This is a genomic window from Erwinia wuhanensis, assembly GCF_030484085.1.
Lineage (GTDB): Bacteria > Pseudomonadota > Gammaproteobacteria > Enterobacterales > Enterobacteriaceae > Erwinia > Erwinia aeris.
In genome coordinates, this window is the sequence record NZ_JAUJUH010000001.1 from 213,749 (window position 1) to 235,785 (window position 22,037).

The window sequence follows — 22,037 nt, forward strand, 5'->3', positions numbered from 1 at the left end:
ATTGACAGACCGGCTTATTGCAGAGCTTGTCATAAAAAAGCATGGCGTCGTGCTTTCGGTTATTCTATCTTCACACGAATCGTTCGATCCGCACCATTTATCCCATGAGGAACCTCTATGTTAAGTTTTACCGCCAATCAGGCTAAAACGCAGTTTGGTGATTTGATGACCAAAGCACAGCGCGAGCCAGTCAGCATAACCCGTAACGGTCGTCCTGCCGTTGTTGTTGTTTCTGCCGCAGATTATGAGGTCATCGAACAGCTGAAACTGGAAGCCTTACGCACAAGGTTGGCCCATTCGATTGCGCAGATGGAAGCCGGCCAGGTTCAGGATGGCGAAGCCGTATTTGATGAGCTCATGAAGGATTTGTAATGGGAAAGTATACGCTTACGGATGATGCAAAGCAGGACGTGGAAGAGATTAAAGCTTATTCAATGGAGACCTGGAACCGTGAAACTGCAAAGGCGTATTTGACAGGGATGCGTCTTGCTATACAAAGGCTTGCGGATAATCCCGGCATTGGCGAAGACGCCAGTGATAATACCTGGCCGGGAGTGCGTAGCTGGCCTTATGAGAGACACTATATCTTTTTCGTGCCGAACCCTGAAGGGGTGACCGTGGTCGGCATTCTTCATCAATCCCGCTTGCCAAAGGCATTTAAAAAACGCGCGCCGTGACTTTATTGATACATCTTTACAGGATTAGGCCGAAGCTTCTCATTCTTCCCCGTGGGGGATCTGGAAGATTGTGCTTAAACATTGGGATTCAAAGAGGTCTGAAATGGTGGTGCTGAGGTTGGCATCGTGCGGGAAGGATTCACGTCACTGCGTTCCGTGCCCTGCGGGTCAAACCTTCGAGGCCGAAGCTTCTCATCCTTCCCCGTGGGGGATCTGGAAGAATGTGCTTAAACATTGGGATTCAAAGAGGTCTGAAATGGTGGTGCTGAGGTTGGCATCGTGCGGGAAGGATTCACGTCACTGCGTTCCGTGCCCTTCGGGTCAAACCTTCGAGGTCGAAGCTTCTCATCCTTCCCCGTGGGGGATCTGGAAGAATGTGCTTAAACATTGGGATTCAAAGAGGTCTGAAATGGTGGTGGGGGAAGGATTCGAACCTTCGAAGTCGATGACGGCAGATTTACAGTCTGCTCCCTTTGGCCGCTCGGGAACCCCACCCGGGGAAGCGTACTACTTGTTGGCTTTAAACGCCGAACCAACATAAGTTGGAAATGGTGCAAACTAACTTGTGCTGCTGTGCAGGAAGGATTCACGTCACTGCGTTCCGTGCCCTTCGGGTCAAACCTTCGAGGTCGAAGCTTCTCATCCTTCCCCGCGGGGAATATGACAGAGCGTGCTTAAACGCCGAACCAACATAAGTTGGAAATGGTGGTGGGGGAAGGATTCGAACCTTCGAAGTCGATGACGGCAGATTTACAGTCTGCTCCCTTTGGCCGCTCGGGAACCCCACCACTGGCCTTGCTTCCTGCTTGCTGAAGCGGGGCGCATCATATCAAATGCTGGCCCGCTGTAAAGCCCGGATTCAGCGATTATAACGCGTTTGCCGCTTTTTTATTCTGACTGCTGCTTTGTCCGACAAAACAGCAGTCTTTAACCTTTACAGAATGATAGTGCGATTGCCGTAGACAAATACGCGCTGCGCCAGCACCTGATAAAGCGCGCGGCTCAACACATTTTTCTCTACGTCACGTCCCGCACGCATCATATCTTCCGCCGTGTAGGTGTGATCCACATGGATGACGTCCTGCATGATAATCGGGCCTTCGTCCAGATTGTCATTAACGTAGTGCGCGGTAGCCCCGATAATCTTCACACCACGCTCGTAGGCCTGATGATAAGGCCGCGCGCCGATAAAGGCAGGCAGGAACGAGTGGTGGATATTGATAATCTGATTAGGATAGCGCTGCACAAAAGCAGGCGTCAGCACGCGCATATACTTGGCCAGCACCACATAATCAGGCTGGAAACGGTCAATCTCCGCCGCCATGTTATTGTCGTGATCTTCCCGCGTCAGGCCTTCATGGCTCACCAGAATAAACGGAATATCAAAGCGTTCGACCAGCGTCCGCAGCGTTTCGTGGTTGCCGATAACCGCCGCGATTTCAACATCCAGACCGCCATAGGTGCTCTTCATTAACAGATCGCCCAGGCAATGCGCTTCTTTCGTCACCAGGATCACCACGCGGCGACGGCCCGCAGCGTTCAGCTCTCTGAACGATCCGGCAGGCAGGGCGTTGTCCAGCTCGGCCAGCAGTGTGGCATCGTTAAAAACGCCTTCCAGCTCGGTGCGCATAAAAAAGCGGCCGGTGCGATGATCAACAAACTCATTGTTCTGCACGATGTTCAGCTCGTGCTGGTAACAAATGCTGGTAATTTTGGCGATCAGGCCTTTGGCATCAGGGCAAATGGTTCGTAAAACTTTTCGTTGTAGTGTTTGCGCTTGCATTGCGATGGTAATCCTGTCAAAGCAATTCTGAGGGAATGCGGGGGACCATTACTGGCCACAACATTTTTTAAATTTTTTTCCGGAGCCGCACGGGCATCGGTCATTTCGCCCTGTTTCGGGGAAGGTTCCGTCAACATAATACCAGCGTTGCGCCAGACGAAGAAAGCGCGAACGTTCATGAATAAAGCTGTTGCGCTGATTTTCAGAGAAACGGGCGAAGAAGGTGACGTAGCCTTCTGCATTATCCCCTGGTGCTTGTGCCTCAACTATATGTAAACTAAGCCATCTGGTCACGGCAAAGCTCTCTTCCAGGCTCTCGCGGAAGCGCGCGGCATCGCAGTCAGGATGCCAGGTGGCAATCAGGTAATCGGCATCGCCTTTGGCGTAAGCGGTATAGCGCGAGCGCATCAATGCTTGCGGCGTAGGGGGAATGCCGTCACCATTGAGCCAGGGCTGGCAACATAAGCTATACTCCAATCCGCTACAGCATGGGCAGGATTCAGACACGTTGTCTCCAGAGGATAATAAAAAGCAGAGTGAGTTTTGGGCGTCATGGTAACCGAGCTGTGTGAGTGGCGCCATTGGTTCGTTAAGCAAACACCAGAGGTGGAATGAGACAGGTTAAGATTGGGCTGGCACTGGGATCGGGTGCAGCCAAAGGGTGGGCTCATATCGGCGTGATTGAGGCGCTGGAACGAGCCGGCATCAGGATTGATGTGGTGGCAGGTTGCTCCGTGGGAGCGCTTGTCGGCGCCGCTTATGCCAGTCAACGTCTTCCTCTTCTCGCCGGTTGGGTGCAGGGTTTCAGCTATTGGGAAGTGCTGCGCCTGATGGACTTCTCCTGGCAGCGTGGCGGCCTGCTGCGCGGCGAGCGCGTGTTCAGCCATGTACGTCGCCTGCTGCCGCATACGCATATTGAGGCTTGCAGCCTGCCGTTTGGCGCCGTCACCACCAATCTCAGTACCGGACGCGAACTCTGGCTGACGGAAGGGGATCTTCATCAGGCCATTCGCGCCTCATGCAGTATGCCGGGTCTGCTTTCGCCGGTCGCCTGGAACGGCTACTGGCTGGTGGACGGTGCCGTCGTCAATCCCGTGCCCATTTCTTTAACCCGTGCGCTGGGCGCCGATATCGTTATCGCCGTCGATTTACAGCACGACGCGCATCTGATGCAGCAAAACTTACTCTCCGTTACGCCACAAACCGTGAAGCTGCCCGCTGCTGCCGATGGCTGGCGCGGCAAGCTGCGACAAAAACTGAGCGAGCTAGCCCAGAAAAAAGTTAATCAAACGCCGGGAGCGATGGAAATTATGACTACCTCGATTCAGGTGCTCGAAAACAGAGTCAAGCGCAACCGGATGGCCGGCGATCCGCCGGATGTGCTGATACAGCCTTTCTGCCCGCAGATTTCCACCCTGGATTTTCATCGGGCGGAAGAGGCCATTGAGGCAGGCAGGCTTGCCGTAGAGAAAAAGATGGATGAATTGCTTCCGCTGGTCCGTCAGTACGCAATGCCGGAAGAGAAATGAACAGACTTCGGGCAAATCTGAGAGGCGCAATTGTGGTTTTTGAGCCACTATTGACTTATCTGGCGCACAAGGGGGGACAATGGAGAAGCCATTAAGCGGAAAACAGATCCTGATAGTTGAAGACGAAGTGGTTTTCCGTTCTCTGCTGGATAATTTTCTGAGCGCGCTGGGCGCCACTACCTCGCTTGCCGATGATGGCGTTCAGGCTCTGGAAAGTATGCAGCACCAGGTCTTTGACCTGATGATATGCGACCTGGCTATGCCGCGCATGAACGGTATCAAGCTGGTTGAACATCTGCGCACCCGGGGCAACCCCGTGCCGATCCTGGTGATTTCCGCCACTGAAAACATGTCTGATATCGCACACGTACTGCGCCTTGGCGTGCAGGATGTGCTGCTGAAGCCGTTAAAAGATCTGGAAAGGCTGCGCGAGGCGGTTTACGAATGCCTCTATCCCTCTATGTTTACTTCCAAAGTCGAAGAGGACGAGCAGCTCTTTCAGGACTGGGACGCCCTGGTGCGCGATCCCCAGGCGGCGGCAAAGTTGTTAAAGCAGCTGCAGCCGCCGGTACAGCAGGAAATCGCTAACTGCCGCATTAACTATCGTCAGCTGACGATGGCGGAACAGCCGGGCCTGGTGCTCGACGTCGCGGCGCTTTCTGATAAAGACCTGGCTTTTTATTGTCTGGACGTTACGCGCGCGGGCGATAACGGCGTGTTGGCCGCGTTATTATTAAGGGCATTATTTAACGGCCTGCTTCAGGATCAGCTTTCGGGTCAGGCGCAACGTCTGCCCGAGCTAAATAGTTTGCTGAAACAGGTTAATTTACTTTTACGCCAGGCCAACCTTCAGGGGCAATTTCCATTGCTGGTCGGCTATTATCACCAGGGATTAAAAAACCTTATCCTGGTTTCTGCTGGTTTAAACGCCACTCTGAATATTCATTCTCATCAAATACAGCTGAGTAATGGCGTTCCGCTTGGCACGCTGGGCAGTACGCATCTTAATCAAATCAGCCAGCGCTGCGATGCCTGGCAGTGTCAGGTGTGGGGCGCCGGCGGCAGGCTGCGCCTGATGTTGTCCACCGATTAAACGTCCCTTTCCTTTTTATCGCTGCGTGCCAGGGACAGGACCAGCGATAAGCTTTACACTTAGGTAATAGTCTTAAATTGCGTGGAAATGAATGAACCAGGATAAATCCATCCGGGTTCAGCTGATATACTCACTTCGTTTTTTAACTCGACATATCAAGTAATAACTTGAACGGCCTAAAGAGAGGTACTTAGATGTCTGCCTATAAGTCCAAAGTAAAAAAAGCGGTTATCCCTGTTGCTGGTCTGGGAACCCGTATGTTACCTGCCACCAAAGCAATTCCTAAAGAGATGCTGCCGCTGGTTGATAAGCCGTTAATTCAGTATGTCGTTAACGAGTGTATCGCTGCTGGTATCACCGAGATCGTGCTGGTAACGCACTCATCTAAAAACTCTATCGAAAACCATTTTGATACCAGCTTTGAGCTGGAAGCGATGCTGGAAAAACGCGTTAAGCGTCAGCTGCTGGAAGAAATCCAGTCTATCTGCCCGCCTCACGTGACCATCATGCAGGTACGTCAGGGTCTGGCGAAAGGCCTGGGCCACGCGGTAATGTGCGCTTATCCGGTTGTCGGTAACGAGCCGGTAGCGGTTATCCTGCCTGACGTTATCATCGACGAGTACGAATCTAACCTGGCTCAGGACAACCTGGCCGACATGATGCGTCGCTTCGATGAAACCGGCCACAGCCAGATCATGGTAGAGCCTGTAGAAGACGTGACCGCATACGGCGTGGTTGACTGCCAGGGCGCAGAGCTGAAAGCGGGCGAAAGCGCGCCGATGGTCGGTGTGGTAGAGAAGCCTAAAGCAGATAAAGCGCCATCTAACCTGGCGGTTGTGGGTCGTTACGTGCTGTCTGCGGATATCTGGCCTCTGCTGGCGAAAACGCCTCCGGGCGCAGGTGATGAAATCCAGCTGACTGACTCTATCGCTATGCTGATGGACAAAGAAACCGTTGAAGCTTACCACCTGAAAGGCATCAGCCACGACTGCGGTAACAAACTGGGCTATATGCAGGCATTCGTCGAATACGGCGTGCGTCATAATACGCTGGGTGCAGATTTCAAAGCATGGCTTGAAAGCACCGTTGGCAACGAGAAATAAGATTAATTTTTTAACCGGGACAATTCAATGAAAGTCACCGTATTTGGTATCGGCTATGTGGGTCTGGTTCAGGCTGCGGTTTTGGCCGAAGTCGGACATGACGTTCTTTGTATCGATGTCGACGCAAACAAAGTCGAGAATCTGAAGAAAGGGATCATTCCAATTTTTGAACCAGGCCTGACGCCGCTGGTGATGCAGAACTATGAGGCAGGTCGCCTTAAGTTCTCCACCAATGCGGAAGAGGGTGTTAACCACGGCATTATGCAGTTTATCGCTGTGGGCACGCCTCCGGATGAGGATGGCTCTGCGGATCTGAAATATGTCACCGCGGTAGCGCGTACGATTGCCCAACATATGAACGATCATAAAGTGGTTATCGACAAGTCAACCGTACCGGTAGGAACGGCTGACCGCGTGCGCGGCGTGATGGAAGAAACGCTGAAGGCGCGTGGCAAAGAGATCGCTTTCGATGTGGTATCTAACCCGGAATTCCTGAAGGAAGGTGCGGCGGTCAACGACTGTATGCGTCCTGAGCGTATTGTGGTAGGTACCGACAACGAAGCGGTAGTAGACCTGCTGCGCGAGCTGTATGAGCCATTCAACCGCAATCACGATCGCATGATCCTGATGGATATCCGCAGCGCCGAGCTGACCAAGTATGCGGCTAACTGCATGCTGGCAACAAAAATCAGCTTTATGAACGAGATCTCCAACCTGGCTGAACGCCTGGGTGCGGACGTCGAGAAAGTGCGTCAGGGTATTGGTTCCGATTCCCGTATCGGCTACTCCTTTATTTACCCTGGCTGCGGCTACGGCGGCTCCTGCTTCCCGAAAGACGTGCAGGCGCTGATCCGCACCGCCGAGCAGATTGGCTATAAGCCGCGTCTGCTGCAGGCTGTGGAAGACGTTAACGACTCGCAGAAGCACAAGCTGCCGGACTTTATCAAGCGTCACTTTGGCGACAACCTTCAGGGCAAAACCTTTGCGCTGTGGGGACTCTCCTTTAAGCCAAACACCGACGATATGCGTGAAGCGTCAAGCCGCGTGCTGATGGAAGCACTGTGGCAGGCCGGGGCTTCCGTTCAGGCTTTCGATCCGGAAGCGATGGACGAAGCGCAGCGCATCTATGGTCACCGCAGCGATCTTAAGCTGATGGGCACCAAAGAAGCGGCATTGCAGGGCGCAGATGGCCTGGTTATCTGCACCGAATGGCAAAACTTCCGCGCGCCGGATTTTGATGTCATTAAAAATGCGCTGAAAGAACCCGTGATTTTTGATGGTCGTAACCTGTATGATCCAGAAAGAGTCAGCAAACGCGGTTTCGTTTATTATGCAATCGGCCGCGGAGCTTCTATCCAAATTGCATAATTAACGAGGGAAGTATGAAATATCTGGTTACCGGCGCAGCAGGCTTTATCGGTTTTCATGTCGCACAACGCCTGTCAGGCGCCGGTCACCAGGTTGTCGGTCTCGACAACCTGAATGACTATTATGATGTAAAACTCAAACTCGCCCGCCTGGATTTACTCAAACCTTTTTCAAACTTCACTTTTATTGAGCTTGACCTTGCCGACAGGGAAGGGATGGCCGCGCTTTTTGCCGCCGAAGGTTTTGACCGCGTTATTCACCTGGCCGCACAGGCAGGCGTTCGTTATTCGCTGGAAAACCCGCTGGCCTATGCCGATGCCAATCTCATCGGACATTTAAATATTCTGGAAGGATGCCGCCATAATAAAGTCGGTCATCTGCTTTATGCTTCTTCCAGCTCCGTATATGGCCTGAACCGCAAAATGCCGTTCTCAACCGACGATACGGTAGACCATCCGGTTTCCCTGTATGCGGCGACTAAAAAAGCCAATGAGCTGATGTCTCATACCTATTCTCATCTTTATGGCATCCCAACTACTGGCCTGCGGTTTTTCACCGTCTACGGCCCGTGGGGACGCCCTGATATGGCCTTGTTTAAGTTTACCCGCGCCATGATTGCGGGTGAAAAGATTGACGTATATAACAATGGCCAGATGCGCCGCGACTTCACCTATATCGACGATATTGCCGAGGCCATCGTACGTCTGCAGGACGTTATTCCTCAGCCAGACGCCAGCTGGACAGTAGAAAGCGGCAGCCCGGCGACCAGTTCGGCGCCGTATCGCGTCTATAATATCGGCAACAGCAGCCCGGTGACGTTAATGGCTTATATCGAGGCGCTGGAGAAAGCGTTAGGCATGACCGCCGAGAAAAACATGCTGCCTATGCAGCCAGGCGACGTGCTGGAGACCAGCGCGGATACCACGGCGCTTTATAAGGCGATTGGATTTAAGCCACAGACTGGTGTAGAGGAAGGCGTAAGTCGATTTGTTAACTGGTATCGCACTTTCTATCAGGTATAACGGTAATAAAAAAAGGAAGCTTCGGCTTCCTTTTTTTATGTAGCCCGGATGAAAATTCATCCGCTGAAGAAATTTACAGCATGAAATCTTCGAGTTTTTTACCCTGTTCTTCGATAGCTTTTTTGATTACGGCTGGCGTACGACCCTGGCCGGTCCAGGTTTTCGTTTCGCCATTTTCATCCACATATTTATACTTGGCAGGACGGGCAGCGCGCTTGGCTTTACCCACGCTTTTTGCAGCGTTCTGCGTAGCAAGCAGTTCATTAGGATCGATGCCGTCGGCAATCAGCATTTCACGATATTGCTGCAGTTTACGGGTGCGCTCTTCGATTTCAGCCTGAGCGTGGCTCTCTTCATCACGGCGTTCGTGCACAACAACTTCCAGCTTCTCCAGCATCTCTTCTAAAGTTTCCAGCGAGCATTCTCTGGCCTGTGCACGCAGAGTACGGATGTTGTTCAAAATTTTAAGTGCTTCGCTCATTGTTCTAATCTCAAAAATTATAATGGGGGAATGTTCTGCCTGATAATAATAGAGTGCGTCATAATGAACTGCAATAGCTAATTTTGTAAGGGAAAGAAATGTGTTTATCTTTCGACGCTGACAATCCCTTATTAAGCCCTGGACAAATAGGCTTAAGATGAATAAAAGATTGATTGTTGCAACAGATAACCACTTCAGCTTACCCCAACGCCTGGAATTATAATCAAAGTTGTAGGCTTGTTTTGCTAAATGGTGTTCAAAGCTAACCCACAGAAAACGCAGTGAATAATAGCAAGAACACAATCCTTTTTTTAATCGTTAAATGCGATAAAAATAGCCGCGGTAAAACCCGTTGCGAAAAGGGGCCGGCGATTTCGCCTGTCCATTAGTACAGTCTTTACGCCAGCGGCTACGCAATACTGCACGAAAAAGGCGCGCCGCAGGGTCATCCTGGTCTTTGATGAGTGTGATACAATAATCTTAACCCGTTAAACTTTAATTCGGAGCAAGGCCAGATGGCTCAGCTTTATTTTTATTATTCCGTAATGAATGCAGGTAAATCGACTGCGCTATTGCAGTCCTCATATAACTATCATGAGCGCGGGATGCGCACGCTGGTCTATACAGCAGAAATTGATAATCGTTTTGGATCGGGCAAAGTGAGTTCGCGTATTGGCCTTTCTTCTCCAGCAAAATTGTATAATAACGACACGGCACTTTTTGATGAGATAAAAGCAGAACAGCAAATGGAACCGGTTCACTGCGTGCTGATAGATGAATCGCAATTTCTGACCAGAGAGCAGGTAAAAGCGTTATCTGACGTGGTGGATAATCTGGATATCCCGGTTCTCTGTTATGGTTTACGAACCGATTTTCGCGGGGAGTTATTTAGCGGCAGCCACTATCTTCTTGCCTGGGCCGACAAGCTTGTCGAGCTGAAAACAGTTTGCCACTGCGGAAGAAAAGCGGGAATGGTATTAAGAGTCGATGAAAACGGCGAGCCTTACGATGAGGGCGAGCAGGTAGTGATCGGCGGCAACGAGCGCTACGTCTCGGTCTGCCGTAAGCATTATAAGGCGGCGCTTGAGCAGCACTCGCTGGAGGCGGTTTACGGGGAAAAAGGCCGCAAGCCAGCCTGAAAAGGGGAAAGGCGATGCGACAAAACCAGAGCGGTTCTTAACGCCTGATGTGCGCAGGATGATTAGCCCGGCTTAAGGATAAAAAAAACCCGCCTTGCGGCGGGTTTCAGTCAGGTTAGATTATTTTTTCACTTTCTTGCGCATTTCGACCGGCTGCGCCACCAGGGCTTCGGCTACGGAATCGAAAGGCTCTACGTATTCACGACCGTAGAAGGTATCCATCATAATTTGCTTCAGCTCGGCAATCAGCGGATAGCGCGGGTTAGCACCGGTACACTGATCGTCAAAGGCATCTTCCGCCAGCTTATCCACTTTTGCCAGGAAGTCCGCTTCCTGTACGCCAGCCTCGCGAATCGATTTAGGAATACCCAGTTCCGCTTTCATTCCTTCGAGCCACGCAAGCAGTTTTTCAATTTTCTGCGCGGTGCGGTCGCCAGGCGCGCTAAGACGCAAATGGTCGGCTATTTCAGCATAGCGGCGGCGAGCCTGCGGACGATCGTACTGGCTGAACGCCGTCTGCTTGGTTGGGTTATCGTTAGCGTTGTAGCGGATAACGTTGCTGATCAGCAGGGCGTTAGCCAGACCGTGTGGAATATGGAACTCAGAGCCTAACTTGTGCGCCATGGAGTGGCAGACGCCCAGGAAGGCGTTGGCAAAAGCGATACCGGCGATGGTCGCGGCGTTATGGACGCGCTCACGAGCAACAGGGTTTTTCGCGCCGTCACGATAGCTCGCCGGTAAATTTTCCTGCAGCAGCTTCAGCGCCTGGAGCGCCTGGCCGTCGGAATATTCGTTAGCAAGCACGGAAACATAGGCTTCCAGCGCGTGGGTCACGGCATCCAGACCGCCAAAAGCACACAGCGACTTCGGCATGTTCATCACCAGGTTGGCGTCAACGATAGCCATATCCGGCGTCAGCGCATAGTCAGCCAGCGGATATTTCTGGCCGGTCGCGTCATCGGTCACCACCGCAAAAGGCGTAACTTCTGAACCGGTGCCGGACGTAGTGGTAATGGCAATCATCTTCGCCTTCACGCCCATTTTCGGGAACTTATAGATACGTTTACGGATATCCATAAAGCGCAGCGCCAGCTCTTCGAAATGGGTTTCAGGATGCTCGTACATCACCCACATAATTTTTGCCGCATCCATTGGCGAACCGCCGCCGAGAGCAATAATCACGTCCGGTTTGAAGGAGTTCATCTGCTCCGCGCCCTTACGCACGATGCTCAGCGTCGGATCCGCTTCGACTTCAAAGAACACTTCGGTTTCAAGGCCGTGAGATTTCAATACCGATACCACCTGATCCGCATAGCCGTTGTTAAACAGGTAACGGTCGGTAACGATAAAGGCGCGTTTGGCACCGTCGGTCGCCACTTCTTCCATGGCGATAGGCAGGGAACCGCGGCGGAAGTAGATAGACTTAGGAAGTTTATGCCACAACATATTTTCTGCTCGCTTGGCCACGGTTTTCTTGTTGATCAGATGTTTAGGTCCTACGTTCTCGGAGATAGAGTTGCCGCCCCAGGAGCCGCAGCCGAGCGTCAGTGACGGAGCAAGTTTAAAGTTATACAGGTCGCCGATGCCGCCCTGCGAAGCCGGGGTATTAATCAGAATACGCGCGGTTTTCATTCTGTCGCCGAAGTAGTTAACGCGCTCGCGCTCGTTATCCTGATCGGTGTACAGGCAGGAGGTGTGACCGATACCGCCCATCGCCACCAGTTTCTCCGCTTTGCTGACCGCGTCTTCAAAATCTTTTGCACGGTACATGGCAAGCGTAGGGGAAAGTTTTTCATGCGCGAAAGGTTCGGACTCATCGACCAGCTTCACTTCGCCAATCAGGATCTTAGTGCTGGACGGTACGCTGATACCTGCCATTTCGGCAATTTTCACCGCTGGCTGGCCCACAATCGCCGCGTTCAGACCGCCGTTTTTCAGGATGATATCCTGTACCGCTTTCAGCTCTTTGCCCTGCAGCAGATAGCCGCCGTGGCTGGCGAAGCGTTCGCGTACGGCGTCGTAGGCGGAATCCACCACGATAACAGATTGTTCAGAGGCGCAGATTACGCCGTTATCGAAGGTTTTAGACATCAGGATGGAAGCTACGGCGCGTTTGATATCCGCCGTCTCGTCAATCACGACCGGAGTATTACCGGCACCGACGCCGATAGCCGGTTTACCGGAGCTATAGGCCGCTTTCACCATGCCTGGCCCGCCGGTCGCAAGGATCAGGTTAATATCCGGATGGTGCATCAGCTGATTGGAAAGCTCCACGGAAGGCGCGTCAATCCAGCCGATAATATCTTTTGGTGCACCGGCGGCAATAGCTGCCTGCAGCACGATGTCCGCCGCTTTGTTGGTGGCGTCTTTAGCGCGCGGGTGCGGAGAAAAGATAATACCGTTGCGGGTTTTAAGGCTAATCAGCGCTTTAAAAATAGCGGTGGACGTTGGGTTAGTGGTGGGTACAATGCCGCAGATCAGGCCGGTAGGTTCGGCGATAGTGATGGTGCCGAAGGTGTCATCAGTGTCGAGAATACCGCAGGTTTTCTCATCTTTATAAGCGTTATAGATATATTCAGAGGCAAAATGGTTTTTGATGACTTTATCTTCAACAATCCCCATTCCGGATTCCGCTACGGCCATTTTAGCCAGAGGAATGCGGGCGTCGGCAGCAGCCAGAGCGGCAGCTCGGAAAATCTTGTCGACCTGTTCCTGAGTGAAATTCGCGTACTCTCGCTGGGCTTTCTTTACACGTTCGACCAGTGCGTTAAGCTCAGCAACGTTAGTAACGGTCATAATGCTCTCCTGATGAAAGTTAAACTCTGTTAGTAAACAAGTCAGAACTGTCAATTATAGACAAGGGCGCCTGGTTGTTACCGAAACGTGCTGGCTTTTTGGTTTCCAGGTTCTACAGGTTTACTAAAAGAGTCTACGCATCATTACCGTTACAGGCGGTGAATCTGCGGGTAATTCCGTTTACTGAGTACAATAGTACGCACAGGTCTGGCCGATGATTTTGATGTAGATCAAGAAGCATTCATGCTGACACCTTTCAGCATCAGCCTTGCGGCCTGTTACCTGAATTTTCAATAGGCTACATTTGCCGAACAGGCTAAATTATTAGCGCTATAGTTTGCTAATATATGAATTATTAGAGTAATTAACTGCTTAAACAGCTGTCGGAGAGAGCAAATCTACGGCAGCCCGGGCTTGACCGACGCGTTAAGCGACATCCCCCTTACTGGAGTAAAGCGTGAACCCGACCATCCTCGATCTTTCAGGCTATATAAAATTTTTCGTCGGGCTTTTTGCGCTGGTAAACCCGGTCGGCATTATTCCCGTCTTTATCAGTATGACCAGCTATCAGCTGCCGGCAGCCCGTAACAAAACCAACCTGACGGCCAGCCTTTCCGTCGCCATTATTCTCTGGACCTCGCTATTTTTAGGCGACGCCATTCTGCATCTGTTCGGTATCTCGATTGATTCTTTCCGCATTGCGGGCGGAATACTGGTGGTGACTATCGCGATGTCGATGATCAGCGGCAAGCTGGGCGAGGATAAACAGAACAAGCAGGAAAAAACAGAAACCGCCGTGCGCGAAAGCGTGGGCGTAGTGCCGCTGGCGCTGCCTTTAATGGCGGGGCCTGGCGCCATCAGCTCGACCATTGTCTGGAGCACCCGCTATCACAGCTGGGTAAACCTGCTTGGCTTTAGCGTGGCGATTGCGCTTTTCGCCGTCTGCTGCTGGCTGCTGTTTCGCGCGGCACCGCTGATGGTCAGGGCGCTGGGGCAGACAGGAATCAACGTTATCACCCGTATTATGGGGCTGTTGCTGATGGCGTTGGGTATCGAATTTATCGTCACCGGCGTCAGGGCGCTGTTTCCGGGGCTGGTGGGATAAAACTCCTCACTATAAAACGGGCCTGTAGAGGCATAATCTGCGCTTAATTCACCGATGCAATAAAATGGCGCCCCAAAATTGTGCAAAAGAGTGCCGCGCTGCCCTTTTTTGGTGCGAGTATTCTTCTGGCTTAACCAGCTGCGCAGATTATTAATGTAATTACTGAAAAATAACCTTTTTTCAGAAGCTCATCAGAAAATGTTATTTCAATAACAAATTTTATCGCTGTTATGATGCGTGCATCACACAGTAAATGTCATGATAAAGGTTTCATCTATTATTTTATGCTGAGAAATAGGGGTTAAAGCCTCATCTCTGCTGCAACATACAAATAACGGCAAGAAATAGCGGATTTTTAAATAAATTATTTCCAAATCAAAGGGTTGCCTTTTGTTTTTTGTTCAAAATAAGTTATGTATTCGTTAACTTCTGCGTAATAAAAGCGAATTGGTTAACATTTTCGTTATTTTACCTTGGCGCGAAAAGTCGGCATCTGATAGGTTTTGCTGCAGCGGACAAAACTGGCATCAGATGTGCAAAGCCTGTCAGGCAACGTTTACGTCAGAAATTTTCGTACAGAGGTAGAAATCGTTTAATGAGATTATTGCTGAAGCCTCTGAAGCTGGCCGTCGCTGTCTGTAGCGCGTTGACCGCTTCCTCCCTGAGCGCTGCGCCCGCAGGCATTGCACTGGCCCCGCAGCAAAGCATCACGATTAATAACGGCGGCGAAGTCTCCACGCTCGACCCGCAAAAAATTGAGGGCGTGCCGGAAAGCAACGTGGTGATCAACCTGCTGGAAGGGCTGGTGGCGACCGACAACAATGGCCATATCGTGCCGGGTATGGCCGAGAGCTGGCACAGCGAGGCGGGCAAGGTCTGGAATTTTACGCTGCGTAAGGCCACGTGGAGCAACGGCGAGCCGGTAACCGCACAGGATTTCGTTTACAGCTGGCAGCGCCTGGCCGATCCGCATACGGCTTCACCCTATGCCAGCTATCTGCAATACGCGCATATTGAAAACATTGACGAGATCCTGGCCGGAAAAAAACCACCGACAAGTCTTGGCATCCGCGCGGTTGACGACACTCATCTACAGATAGTGCTGAGCGAGCCGGTACCTTATTTTATCGCGCTGGCGGCCTACGCGGCACTAAAGCCGGTAAACCGTAAAGCCGTCGAACAGTGGGGCGAGAAGTGGACGCAGCCTGCGCACTACGTCGGCAACGGCGCTTATACCCTCAGCGACTGGGTAATCAACGAAAAAATCGTGCTGAAGCGCAATCCTCACTACTGGAACAATGCGCAGACCACTATCGAAACGGCCACCTTTCTGCCCATAACGTCTGAAGCGACCGATGTTAACCGCTATCGCAGCGGCGAAATCGATATGACCAACAGCGTGCTGCCGCCCGAGCTTTTCCCCATGCTGAAGAAAACGCTGGGCACTCAGGTGCGCGTCAGCCCGCTGCTGTGCACCTTCTATTATGAACTGAATAATAAGCGACCGCCGTTTAACGATCCGCGCGTGCGTACAGCGGTCAAGCTGACCCTGGATCGCGATATTATCGCCAACAAGATTATGGGGCAGGGGCAGATCCCGGCGGGCGGGTTTACGCCGCCTTTTATTGACGGCGCGGATTTACCTCCACCGGCCTGGATGAAGCTGACGCAGCAACAGCGCAACGAACAGGCGAAGGCCTTGCTGAGCGAGGCAGGCTACAGCGCGGAAAAACCGCTGCGTTTCCGGCTGCTTTATAACACTTCCGATTTAAATAAAAAGCAGGCTATCGCTGCGGCTTCAATGTGGCAGAAAAACCTGGGCGCGCAGGTCACGCTGGATAATCAGGAGTGGAAAACCATGCTGGATACCCGGCATCAGGGCGATTTTGAGGTGGCTCGCGCTACCTGGTGCGCCGACTACAACGAACCCTCCACCTTTCTTAACGCCATGCAGAGCCAGTCTTCCAACAACACGGCGTTCTATAAAAGCGATAAATTCGACGAGCTGTTGGCAAAAACGCTGTCGGCCGACGATGCCGCACAGCGCGCCTCGCTTTATCAGCAGGCCGAGCAGCAGCTCGATCGCGATTCCGCTATCGTTCCCGTCTATTACCGCGTCAGCGCAAGGTTGATCAAGCCCTGGGTTGGCGGTTTTACCGGTAAAGATCCGCAGGATCAGCCGGATATAAAATATTTATATATTATAAAGCATTGATTTGTAAGGAAGGTAATAGCTAGTGATGACAGCAGCCAGGGCAAATAAAAAACGGCCGTGACGTATTCGTTCCCCGTCATGAGCCGTGGCCCGGCAAAGAGGGATAGCTAAAGCGTCCCGGTAATAATAAAAACTGGAGTAGCAAAATGACCAACATCACGAAAAAGCGCCTGCTGGCGCTGGGTATTCTGAGCGCGCTGACCGGCATGGCATCGGCCGCCACGGTGCCCGCAGGCGTGCAGCTTGCCGCTAAGCAGGAGCTGATTAAAGGCAACGGCGACGAAGTGCAGTCGCTGGATCCCCATAAAATTGAAGGCGTGCCGGAATCTAACGTCAGCTACGACCTGCTGGAAGGGCTGCTGATCAACGACACCAACGGCCATCCCATTCCGGGCGTGGCGGAAAGCTGGGAAAACAAGGACGGCAAAGTCTGGACTTTCCATCTGCGCAACAACGCTAAATGGTCTAACGGCGAGCCGGTCACCGCACAGGATTTCGTCTATAGCTGGCAGCGCCTGGCCGACCCTAAAACGGCATCGCCTTACGCCAGCTACCTGCAATACGGGCATCTGGCCAATATCGACGATATTATCGCGGGCAAAAAGAAGCCCGATCAGCTGGGCGTAAAGGCGCTTGACGCCCACACGCTTCAGGTTACGCTGACCGAGTCGGTGCCTTATTTTTATAAACTGCTGATCTACGCCGCCATGTCACCGGTCTATAAACCCGCTATCGATAAGGCCGGCGAAAAGTGGACGCAGCCGGAAAACTGGGTCGGCAACGGCGCCTATAAGCTACAGGAACACATTATTAACGAGCGCATCGTCGTGGTGCGCAACCCGCAATATTGGGACAACGCGCATACCGTGCTGGATAAGGTCACCTTCCTGCCCATCCCTTCTGAAGTTAACGACGTTAATCGCTACTTCAGCAGCAACGGCAGCGATATGACCTACACCAACCTGCCGATCGAGCTGTTTAAAAAGCTGCAAAAAGAGAATCCGAAGGAATTGCGCGTCGACCCTTATCTCTGCACCTATTATTACGAAATCAACAACCAGAAAGCGCCTTTTAACGATCCTCGCGTCCGTACCGCGCTGAAGCTGGGGCTGGACCGCGATATCATGGTCAACAAGGTGCTGGCGCAGGGTCAGCAGCCCGCCTGGAGCTATACGCCGCCGGCCACCGACGGTGCCAATCTGGTCAAGCCGGAATGGATGAGCTGGACGCAGGAGAAGCGTAACGAAGAGGCGAAAAAACTGCTGGCGGAAGCGGGCTACACTGCCGACAAGCCGCTGACCTTCGAGCTGCTTTATAACACCTCCGATCTGCATAAGAAGCTGGCTATCGCCGTCTCGTCGATCTGGAAGAAAAACCTGGGCGTCAATATCAAGCTGAATAACCAGGAGTGGAAAACCTTCCTGGATACCCGTCATCAGGGCAATTTTGACGTGGCGCGCGCCGCCTGGTGTGCGGACTATAACGAGCCGACCTCGTTCCTGAACACCATGCTCTCCGACAGCAGCAACAATACCTCGCACTATAAATCGCCAGCCTTCGACAAAATTATGGCGTCGGCCATGGCGGCCAGCGACGAAGCGGCCCGCAGCAAAGCTTATACCCAGGCGGAGCAGCAGCTGGATAAAGATTCGACCATCGCGCCGGTGTTCTACTACGCCAATACGCGCCTGGTTAAGCCTTACGTCGGCGGCTATACCGGCAAAGATCCGTTGAACTATCTGTACGATAAAAATCTCTACATCATCAAACACTAAAAAAATCGGGGGAAGGAACGCTTCCCCCATGTAATTCTTTTGAGCAGTGCTGAAGCACAGGCCAGCAGGTACGGGCAATGTTAAAATTTATTTTTCGTCGTTTTCTGGAAGCGATTCCGACGTTACTGATCCTGATTACTATCTCTTTCTTTATGATGCGCCTCGCACCCGGCAGCCCTTTTACCGGCGAGCGTACGCTGTCGCCCGAAGTGATGGCGAACATCGAAGCCAAATATCATTTAAACGATCCCATCTGGAAACAGTATCTGGACTATTTGATCCAGCTGGCGCGCGGCGACTTTGGGCCGTCGTTTAAATACAAAGACTATTCGGTCAACTACCTGGTCGGACACGCCTTTCCGGTATCGGCCAAACTGGGTTTTGCTGCTTTTATCCTGGCGATTGTGCTGGGCGTGACGGCGGGCGTAATAGCCGCGCTGAAGCAGAACAGCAAATGGGATTTCCTGGTGATGGGCGTGGCGATGACCGGCGTGGTGATCCCCAGCTTTGTGGTGGCGCCGCTGCTGGTGCTGGTGTTCGCCATCGTGCTGAAATGGCTGCCGGGCGGCGGCTGGAACGGCGGGGCTATCCAGTACATGATTTTGCCGATGGTGGCGCTGTCGCTGGCCTATATCGCCAGTATCGCCCGCATCACGCGCGGATCGATGATCGAGGTGCTTCACGCCAACTTTATCCGCACGGCGCGCGCGAAAGGGCTGCCGATGCGCCGCATTATTCTGCGCCACGCGCTGAAGCCTGCGATGCTGCCGGTGCTCTCCTACCTTGGCCCGGCGTTTGTCGGCATTATTACCGGTTCAATGGTTATCGAAACCATTTACGGCCTGCCGGGCATTGGGCAGCTGTTCGTGAATGGCGCGCTGAACCGCGACTACTCGCTGGTGCTCAGCCTGACCATTCTGGTCGGCGTGTTGACCATTCTTTTTAACGCGATCGTTGACGTGCTTTATGCGGTTATCGATCCAAAAATTCGTTATTAATCGCGGAGTTCGCCATGATACTGAGTAAGAAAAACAGCGAAGCTCTCGACGCCTTTAGCGAAAAGCTGGAGATCGAAGGCCGCAGCCTGTGGCAGGACGCCCGCCGTCGCTTTATTCATAACCGGGCGGCGCTGGCCAGCCTGAGCGTGCTGGTGCTGATTGCGCTCTTTGTGATCTTCGCGCCCATGCTCTCCTCGTTCACCTACGATGATACCGACTGGGGCATGATGTCCAGCGCGCCGGATATGGTGTCTAAGCACTACTTCGGCACGGACTCGTCGGGACGCGATCTGCTGGTGCGCGTGGCGATCGGCGGACGGATCTCGCTGATGGTCGGCATCGCTTCCGCGCTGGTGGCGGTGCTGGTGGGCACGCTTTACGGCTCGCTGGCCGGTTACCTGGGCGGCAAAGTCGATTCGGTGATGATGCGCCTGCTGGAAATCCTTAACTCCTTTCCGTTTATGTTCTTCGTGATCCTGCTGGTGACCTTTTTTGGCCGTAATATCCTGCTGATTTTCGTGGCGATTGGGCTGGTTTCCTGGCTGGATATGGCGCGTATCGTGCGCGGCCAGACGCTGAGCCTGAAGCGCAAAGAGTTTATCGAGGCGGCGCATGTCGGCGGCGTCTCTACCGCCAGCATCGTGCTGCGCCATATCGTGCCTAACGTGCTGGGCGTGGTGGTGGTTTATGCCTCGCTGCTGGTGCCGAGCATGATCCTGTTTGAATCCTTCCTCAGCTTCTTAGGCCTGGGCACGCAGGAGCCGTTGAGCAGCTGGGGCGCGCTGCTCAGCGACGGCGCCAACTCGATGGAAGTCTCGCCGTGGCTGCTGCTGTTCCCGGCCGGTTTTCTGGTGGTGACGCTGTTCTGTTTCAACTTTATCGGCGATGGTCTGCGTGATGCCCTCGACCCGAAAGATCGCTAAGGAGTTTCCCGATGAACGTTACACAATTACAGCCAGCGATGGCCACGCAGGCGGGAAGCGAACTGCTGCTGTCGGTAAAAGATTTGCGCGTGACTTTCACCACGCCGGACGGCGATGTGACCGCCGTTAACGACCTTAATTTTGACCTGCGGGCGGGCGAAACGCTGGGCATCGTCGGCGAGTCCGGCTCCGGCAAGTCGCAGACGGCTTTTGCACTGATGGGGCTGCTGGCGGGCAACGGGCGCATCGGCGGCTCGGCGCGTTTTCGCGGCAATGAGATCCTCAACCTGCCGGAAAAGCAGCTTAACCGGCTGCGGGCGGAACAGATCGCGATGATTTTTCAGGATCCCATGACCTCGTTAAATCCCTATATGCGGGTGGGCGAGCAGCTGATGGAAGTGTTGCAGCTGCATAAAGGCTTGAGCAGCGCGCAGGCTTTTGAAGAATCGGTGCGGATGCTGGATGCGGTGAAAATGCCCGAGGCGCGCAAGCGCATGAAGATGTATCCGCACGAGTTCTCCGGCGGGATGCGGCAGCGCGTGATGATCGCGATGGCGCTGCTGTGTCGGCCTAAGCTGCTGATTGCCGACGAACCGACCACGGCGCTGGACGTCACCGTGCAGGCGCAAATTATGACGCTGCTCAACGATCTGAAAAGAGAGTTCAACACCGCGATTATTATGATCACCCATGATTTGGGCGTGGTGGCGGGCATCTGCGATCGCGTGCTGGTGATGTATGCCGGACGTACGATGGAGTACGGCAAAGCGCGCGATATCTTCTATCAGCCAACGCACCCTTATTCGATTGGTTTGCTCAACGCCGTGCCGCGCCTCGACGCGGAGGGCGAATCCCTGACCACCATTCCCGGCAATCCGCCCAACCTGCTGCGGCTGCCAAAAGGCTGTCCGTTTCAGCCTCGCTGTCCGCACGCGATGGAAATTTGCGCCACGATGCCGCCGCTGGAGCCGTTTGGACAGGAGCGGCTGCGCGCCTGCTTTAAACCTGCGGAGGAGCTGGTATGAGCACGACAGAAAAGAACGTTCTGCTGGAAATCGCCGATCTGAAAGTGCATTTCGCGATCAAAGACAGCGGGCAGTGGTTCTGGCAGCCGCCGAAAACGCTGAAGGCCGTGGACGGCGTCAGCCTGCGCCTGTACGAAGGCGAAACCCTGGGCGTGGTGGGCGAGTCCGGCTGCGGGAAATCAACGCTGGCCCGCGCCATCATCGGGCTGGTCAAGGCCACGGAAGGGCGCGTCGCCTGGCTGGGCCGCGACCTGCTGGGGCAAAGCGAAGAGGAGTGGCGCAGGGCGCGTAGCGATATCCAGATGATATTTCAGGATCCGCTGGCCTCGCTGAATCCGCGTATGACCATCGGCGATATTATTGCTGAACCGCTGCGTACCTATCATCCCAAAATGGCGCGTCAGGAAGTCAAAGAGCGGGTCAAAACAATGATGATGAAGGTGGGGCTGCTGCCGAACCTGATTAACCGCTACCCGCACGAATTTTCAGGCGGCCAGTGCCAGCGCATCGGCATTGCCCGGGCGTTAATTCTGGAGCCCAAACTGATTATCTGCGACGAGCCGGTTTCCGCGCTGGATGTTTCTATTCAGGCGCAGGTGGTCAACCTGCTCCAGCAGCTACAGCGCGAGATGGGGCTGTCGCTGATCTTTATCGCCCACGATCTGGCGGTGGTAAAACATATCTCCGATCGCGTGCTGGTGATGTATCTGGGCCATGCGGTGGAGCTGGGCACCTATGATGAGGTTTATCAGAACCCGCAGCATCCTTACACCAGGGCTTTAATGTCCGCCGTGCCGATCCCCGATCCCGACCTGGAGAAAAACAAGGTTATCCAGCTGCTGGAAGGGGAGCTGCCTTCGCCGATCGATCCGCCATCGGGCTGCGTATTTCGCACCCGCTGTCCGATAGCCGGGCCGGAGTGTGCCAAAACGCGTCCGCTGCTGGAAGGCAGCTTCCGTCATGCGGTCTCCTGCCTGAAGGTCGATCCGTTATAAAAACCAGACC

The 22,037-nt window shown here is 53.3% G+C and carries 19 protein-coding genes and 2 tRNA genes; 15 read left to right on the plus strand and 6 right to left on the minus strand.

Annotation, left to right across the window (positions count from 1 at the left end):
* The first annotated feature begins 117 nt into the window (after nt 1-117).
* Complete coding sequence (locus QZH36_RS00995; RefSeq protein WP_253453767.1) at nt 118-372, plus strand: type II toxin-antitoxin system Phd/YefM family antitoxin; 255 nt, start codon at nt 118-120, stop codon at nt 370-372.
* Complete coding sequence (locus QZH36_RS01000) at nt 372-677, plus strand: type II toxin-antitoxin system RelE/ParE family toxin (protein WP_253453769.1); 306 nt, start codon at nt 372-374, stop codon at nt 675-677. Before QZH36_RS00995 ends, QZH36_RS01000 begins: the two co-directional genes overlap by 1 nt.
* 410 nt (nt 678-1,087) lie before the next feature.
* On the opposite strand, the gene QZH36_RS01005 is transcribed toward QZH36_RS01000, so the two are convergent.
* The 4 genes from QZH36_RS01005 to QZH36_RS01020 form a co-directional block, all read right to left on the minus strand.
* Nucleotides 1,088-1,172, minus strand: a tRNA-Tyr gene (locus tag QZH36_RS01005).
* Between the two features lie 208 nt (nt 1,173-1,380).
* Nucleotides 1,381-1,465 (minus strand) — tRNA-Tyr (locus QZH36_RS01010).
* 146 nt (nt 1,466-1,611) lie between these two features.
* Nucleotides 1,612-2,460, minus strand: coding sequence for a formyltetrahydrofolate deformylase (gene purU / locus QZH36_RS01015; RefSeq protein ID WP_125287754.1), 849 nt, complete (start codon nt 2,458-2,460; stop codon nt 1,612-1,614).
* A gap of 48 nt (nt 2,461-2,508) precedes the next feature.
* Nucleotides 2,509-2,967, minus strand: coding sequence for a YchJ family protein (locus QZH36_RS01020; protein WP_253453771.1), 459 nt, complete (start codon nt 2,965-2,967; stop codon nt 2,509-2,511).
* 104 nt (nt 2,968-3,071) lie between these two features.
* Between QZH36_RS01020 and rssA the strand changes: the two genes are divergently transcribed.
* The 5 genes from rssA to QZH36_RS01045 all read left to right on the plus strand — a co-directional run bounded on the left by rssA (nt 3,072) and on the right by QZH36_RS01045 (nt 8,575).
* Nucleotides 3,072-3,989, plus strand: coding sequence for a patatin-like phospholipase RssA (gene rssA, locus QZH36_RS01025; protein ID WP_301729474.1), 918 nt, complete (start codon nt 3,072-3,074; stop codon nt 3,987-3,989).
* 79 nt (nt 3,990-4,068) lie between these two features.
* Complete coding sequence (rssB, locus tag QZH36_RS01030; RefSeq protein ID WP_301251621.1) at nt 4,069-5,082, plus strand: two-component system response regulator RssB; 1,014 nt, start codon at nt 4,069-4,071, stop codon at nt 5,080-5,082.
* Between the two features lie 194 nt (nt 5,083-5,276).
* The gene (galU, locus tag QZH36_RS01035) at nt 5,277-6,185 is read left to right on the plus strand and encodes a UTP--glucose-1-phosphate uridylyltransferase GalU (protein WP_125287750.1); all 909 of its coding nucleotides are present in this window, start codon (nt 5,277-5,279) and stop codon (nt 6,183-6,185) included.
* A gap of 27 nt (nt 6,186-6,212) precedes the next feature.
* A complete protein-coding gene (locus QZH36_RS01040) occupies nt 6,213-7,553 on the plus strand; it encodes a UDP-glucose dehydrogenase family protein (RefSeq protein WP_253453776.1) in 1,341 nt (446 codons plus the stop codon).
* A 14-nt stretch (nt 7,554-7,567) separates the two neighbouring features.
* A complete protein-coding gene (locus QZH36_RS01045) occupies nt 7,568-8,575 on the plus strand; it encodes an NAD-dependent epimerase (protein WP_253453778.1) in 1,008 nt (335 codons plus the stop codon).
* 73 nt (nt 8,576-8,648) lie between these two features.
* Here QZH36_RS01045 and hns read toward each other — a convergent pair whose 3' ends face one another.
* Nucleotides 8,649-9,056 carry a histone-like nucleoid-structuring protein H-NS gene (hns, locus tag QZH36_RS01050; protein WP_253453780.1) on the minus strand — a complete coding sequence of 136 codons (408 nt, stop codon included), beginning with the start codon at nt 9,054-9,056 and terminating at the stop codon, nt 8,649-8,651.
* A 515-nt stretch (nt 9,057-9,571) separates the two neighbouring features.
* Between hns and tdk the strand changes: the two genes are divergently transcribed.
* Nucleotides 9,572-10,195: a thymidine kinase gene (gene tdk, locus QZH36_RS01055; RefSeq protein ID WP_125287746.1), complete on the plus strand. Its 624-nt coding sequence runs from the start codon at nt 9,572-9,574 to the stop codon at nt 10,193-10,195.
* A gap of 120 nt (nt 10,196-10,315) precedes the next feature.
* Here tdk and adhE read toward each other — a convergent pair whose 3' ends face one another.
* On the minus strand, nt 10,316-12,991 hold the full coding sequence (adhE, locus tag QZH36_RS01060; protein WP_301251624.1) for a bifunctional acetaldehyde-CoA/alcohol dehydrogenase: 2,676 nt from the start codon (nt 12,989-12,991) through the stop codon (nt 10,316-10,318).
* A gap of 457 nt (nt 12,992-13,448) precedes the next feature.
* On the opposite strand from adhE, the gene QZH36_RS01065 reads away from it, so the two are divergent.
* From QZH36_RS01065 to oppF, 7 genes are all read left to right on the plus strand, one after another.
* On the plus strand, nt 13,449-14,096 hold the full coding sequence (locus tag QZH36_RS01065; RefSeq protein ID WP_125287744.1) for a YchE family NAAT transporter: 648 nt from the start codon (nt 13,449-13,451) through the stop codon (nt 14,094-14,096).
* A 595-nt stretch (nt 14,097-14,691) separates the two neighbouring features.
* Nucleotides 14,692-16,311: an ABC transporter substrate-binding protein gene (locus QZH36_RS01070; protein ID WP_301729475.1), complete on the plus strand. Its 1,620-nt coding sequence runs from the start codon at nt 14,692-14,694 to the stop codon at nt 16,309-16,311.
* A gap of 146 nt (nt 16,312-16,457) precedes the next feature.
* Nucleotides 16,458-18,086, plus strand: a complete 1,629-nt coding sequence (gene oppA / locus QZH36_RS01075; protein ID WP_301729476.1) for an oligopeptide ABC transporter substrate-binding protein OppA — start codon at nt 16,458-16,460, stop codon at nt 18,084-18,086.
* Nucleotides 18,087-18,163: 77 nt separating this feature from the next.
* Nucleotides 18,164-19,084 (plus strand): oligopeptide ABC transporter permease OppB, encoded by a 921-nt coding sequence (gene oppB, locus QZH36_RS01080; protein WP_253453790.1) that lies wholly within the window; start codon nt 18,164-18,166, stop codon nt 19,082-19,084.
* Nucleotides 19,085-19,098: 14 nt separating this feature from the next.
* A complete protein-coding gene (gene oppC, locus QZH36_RS01085; protein WP_125287740.1) occupies nt 19,099-20,007 on the plus strand; it encodes an oligopeptide ABC transporter permease OppC in 909 nt (302 codons plus the stop codon).
* Between the two features lie 11 nt (nt 20,008-20,018).
* Nucleotides 20,019-21,032 carry an ABC transporter ATP-binding protein gene (locus tag QZH36_RS01090; RefSeq protein WP_253453792.1) on the plus strand — a complete coding sequence of 338 codons (1,014 nt, stop codon included), beginning with the start codon at nt 20,019-20,021 and terminating at the stop codon, nt 21,030-21,032.
* Nucleotides 21,029-22,027: a murein tripeptide/oligopeptide ABC transporter ATP binding protein OppF gene (oppF, locus tag QZH36_RS01095; protein WP_253453794.1), complete on the plus strand. Its 999-nt coding sequence runs from the start codon at nt 21,029-21,031 to the stop codon at nt 22,025-22,027. Before QZH36_RS01090 ends, oppF begins: the two co-directional genes overlap by 4 nt.
* The last annotated feature ends 10 nt before the right edge of the window (nt 22,028-22,037 follow it).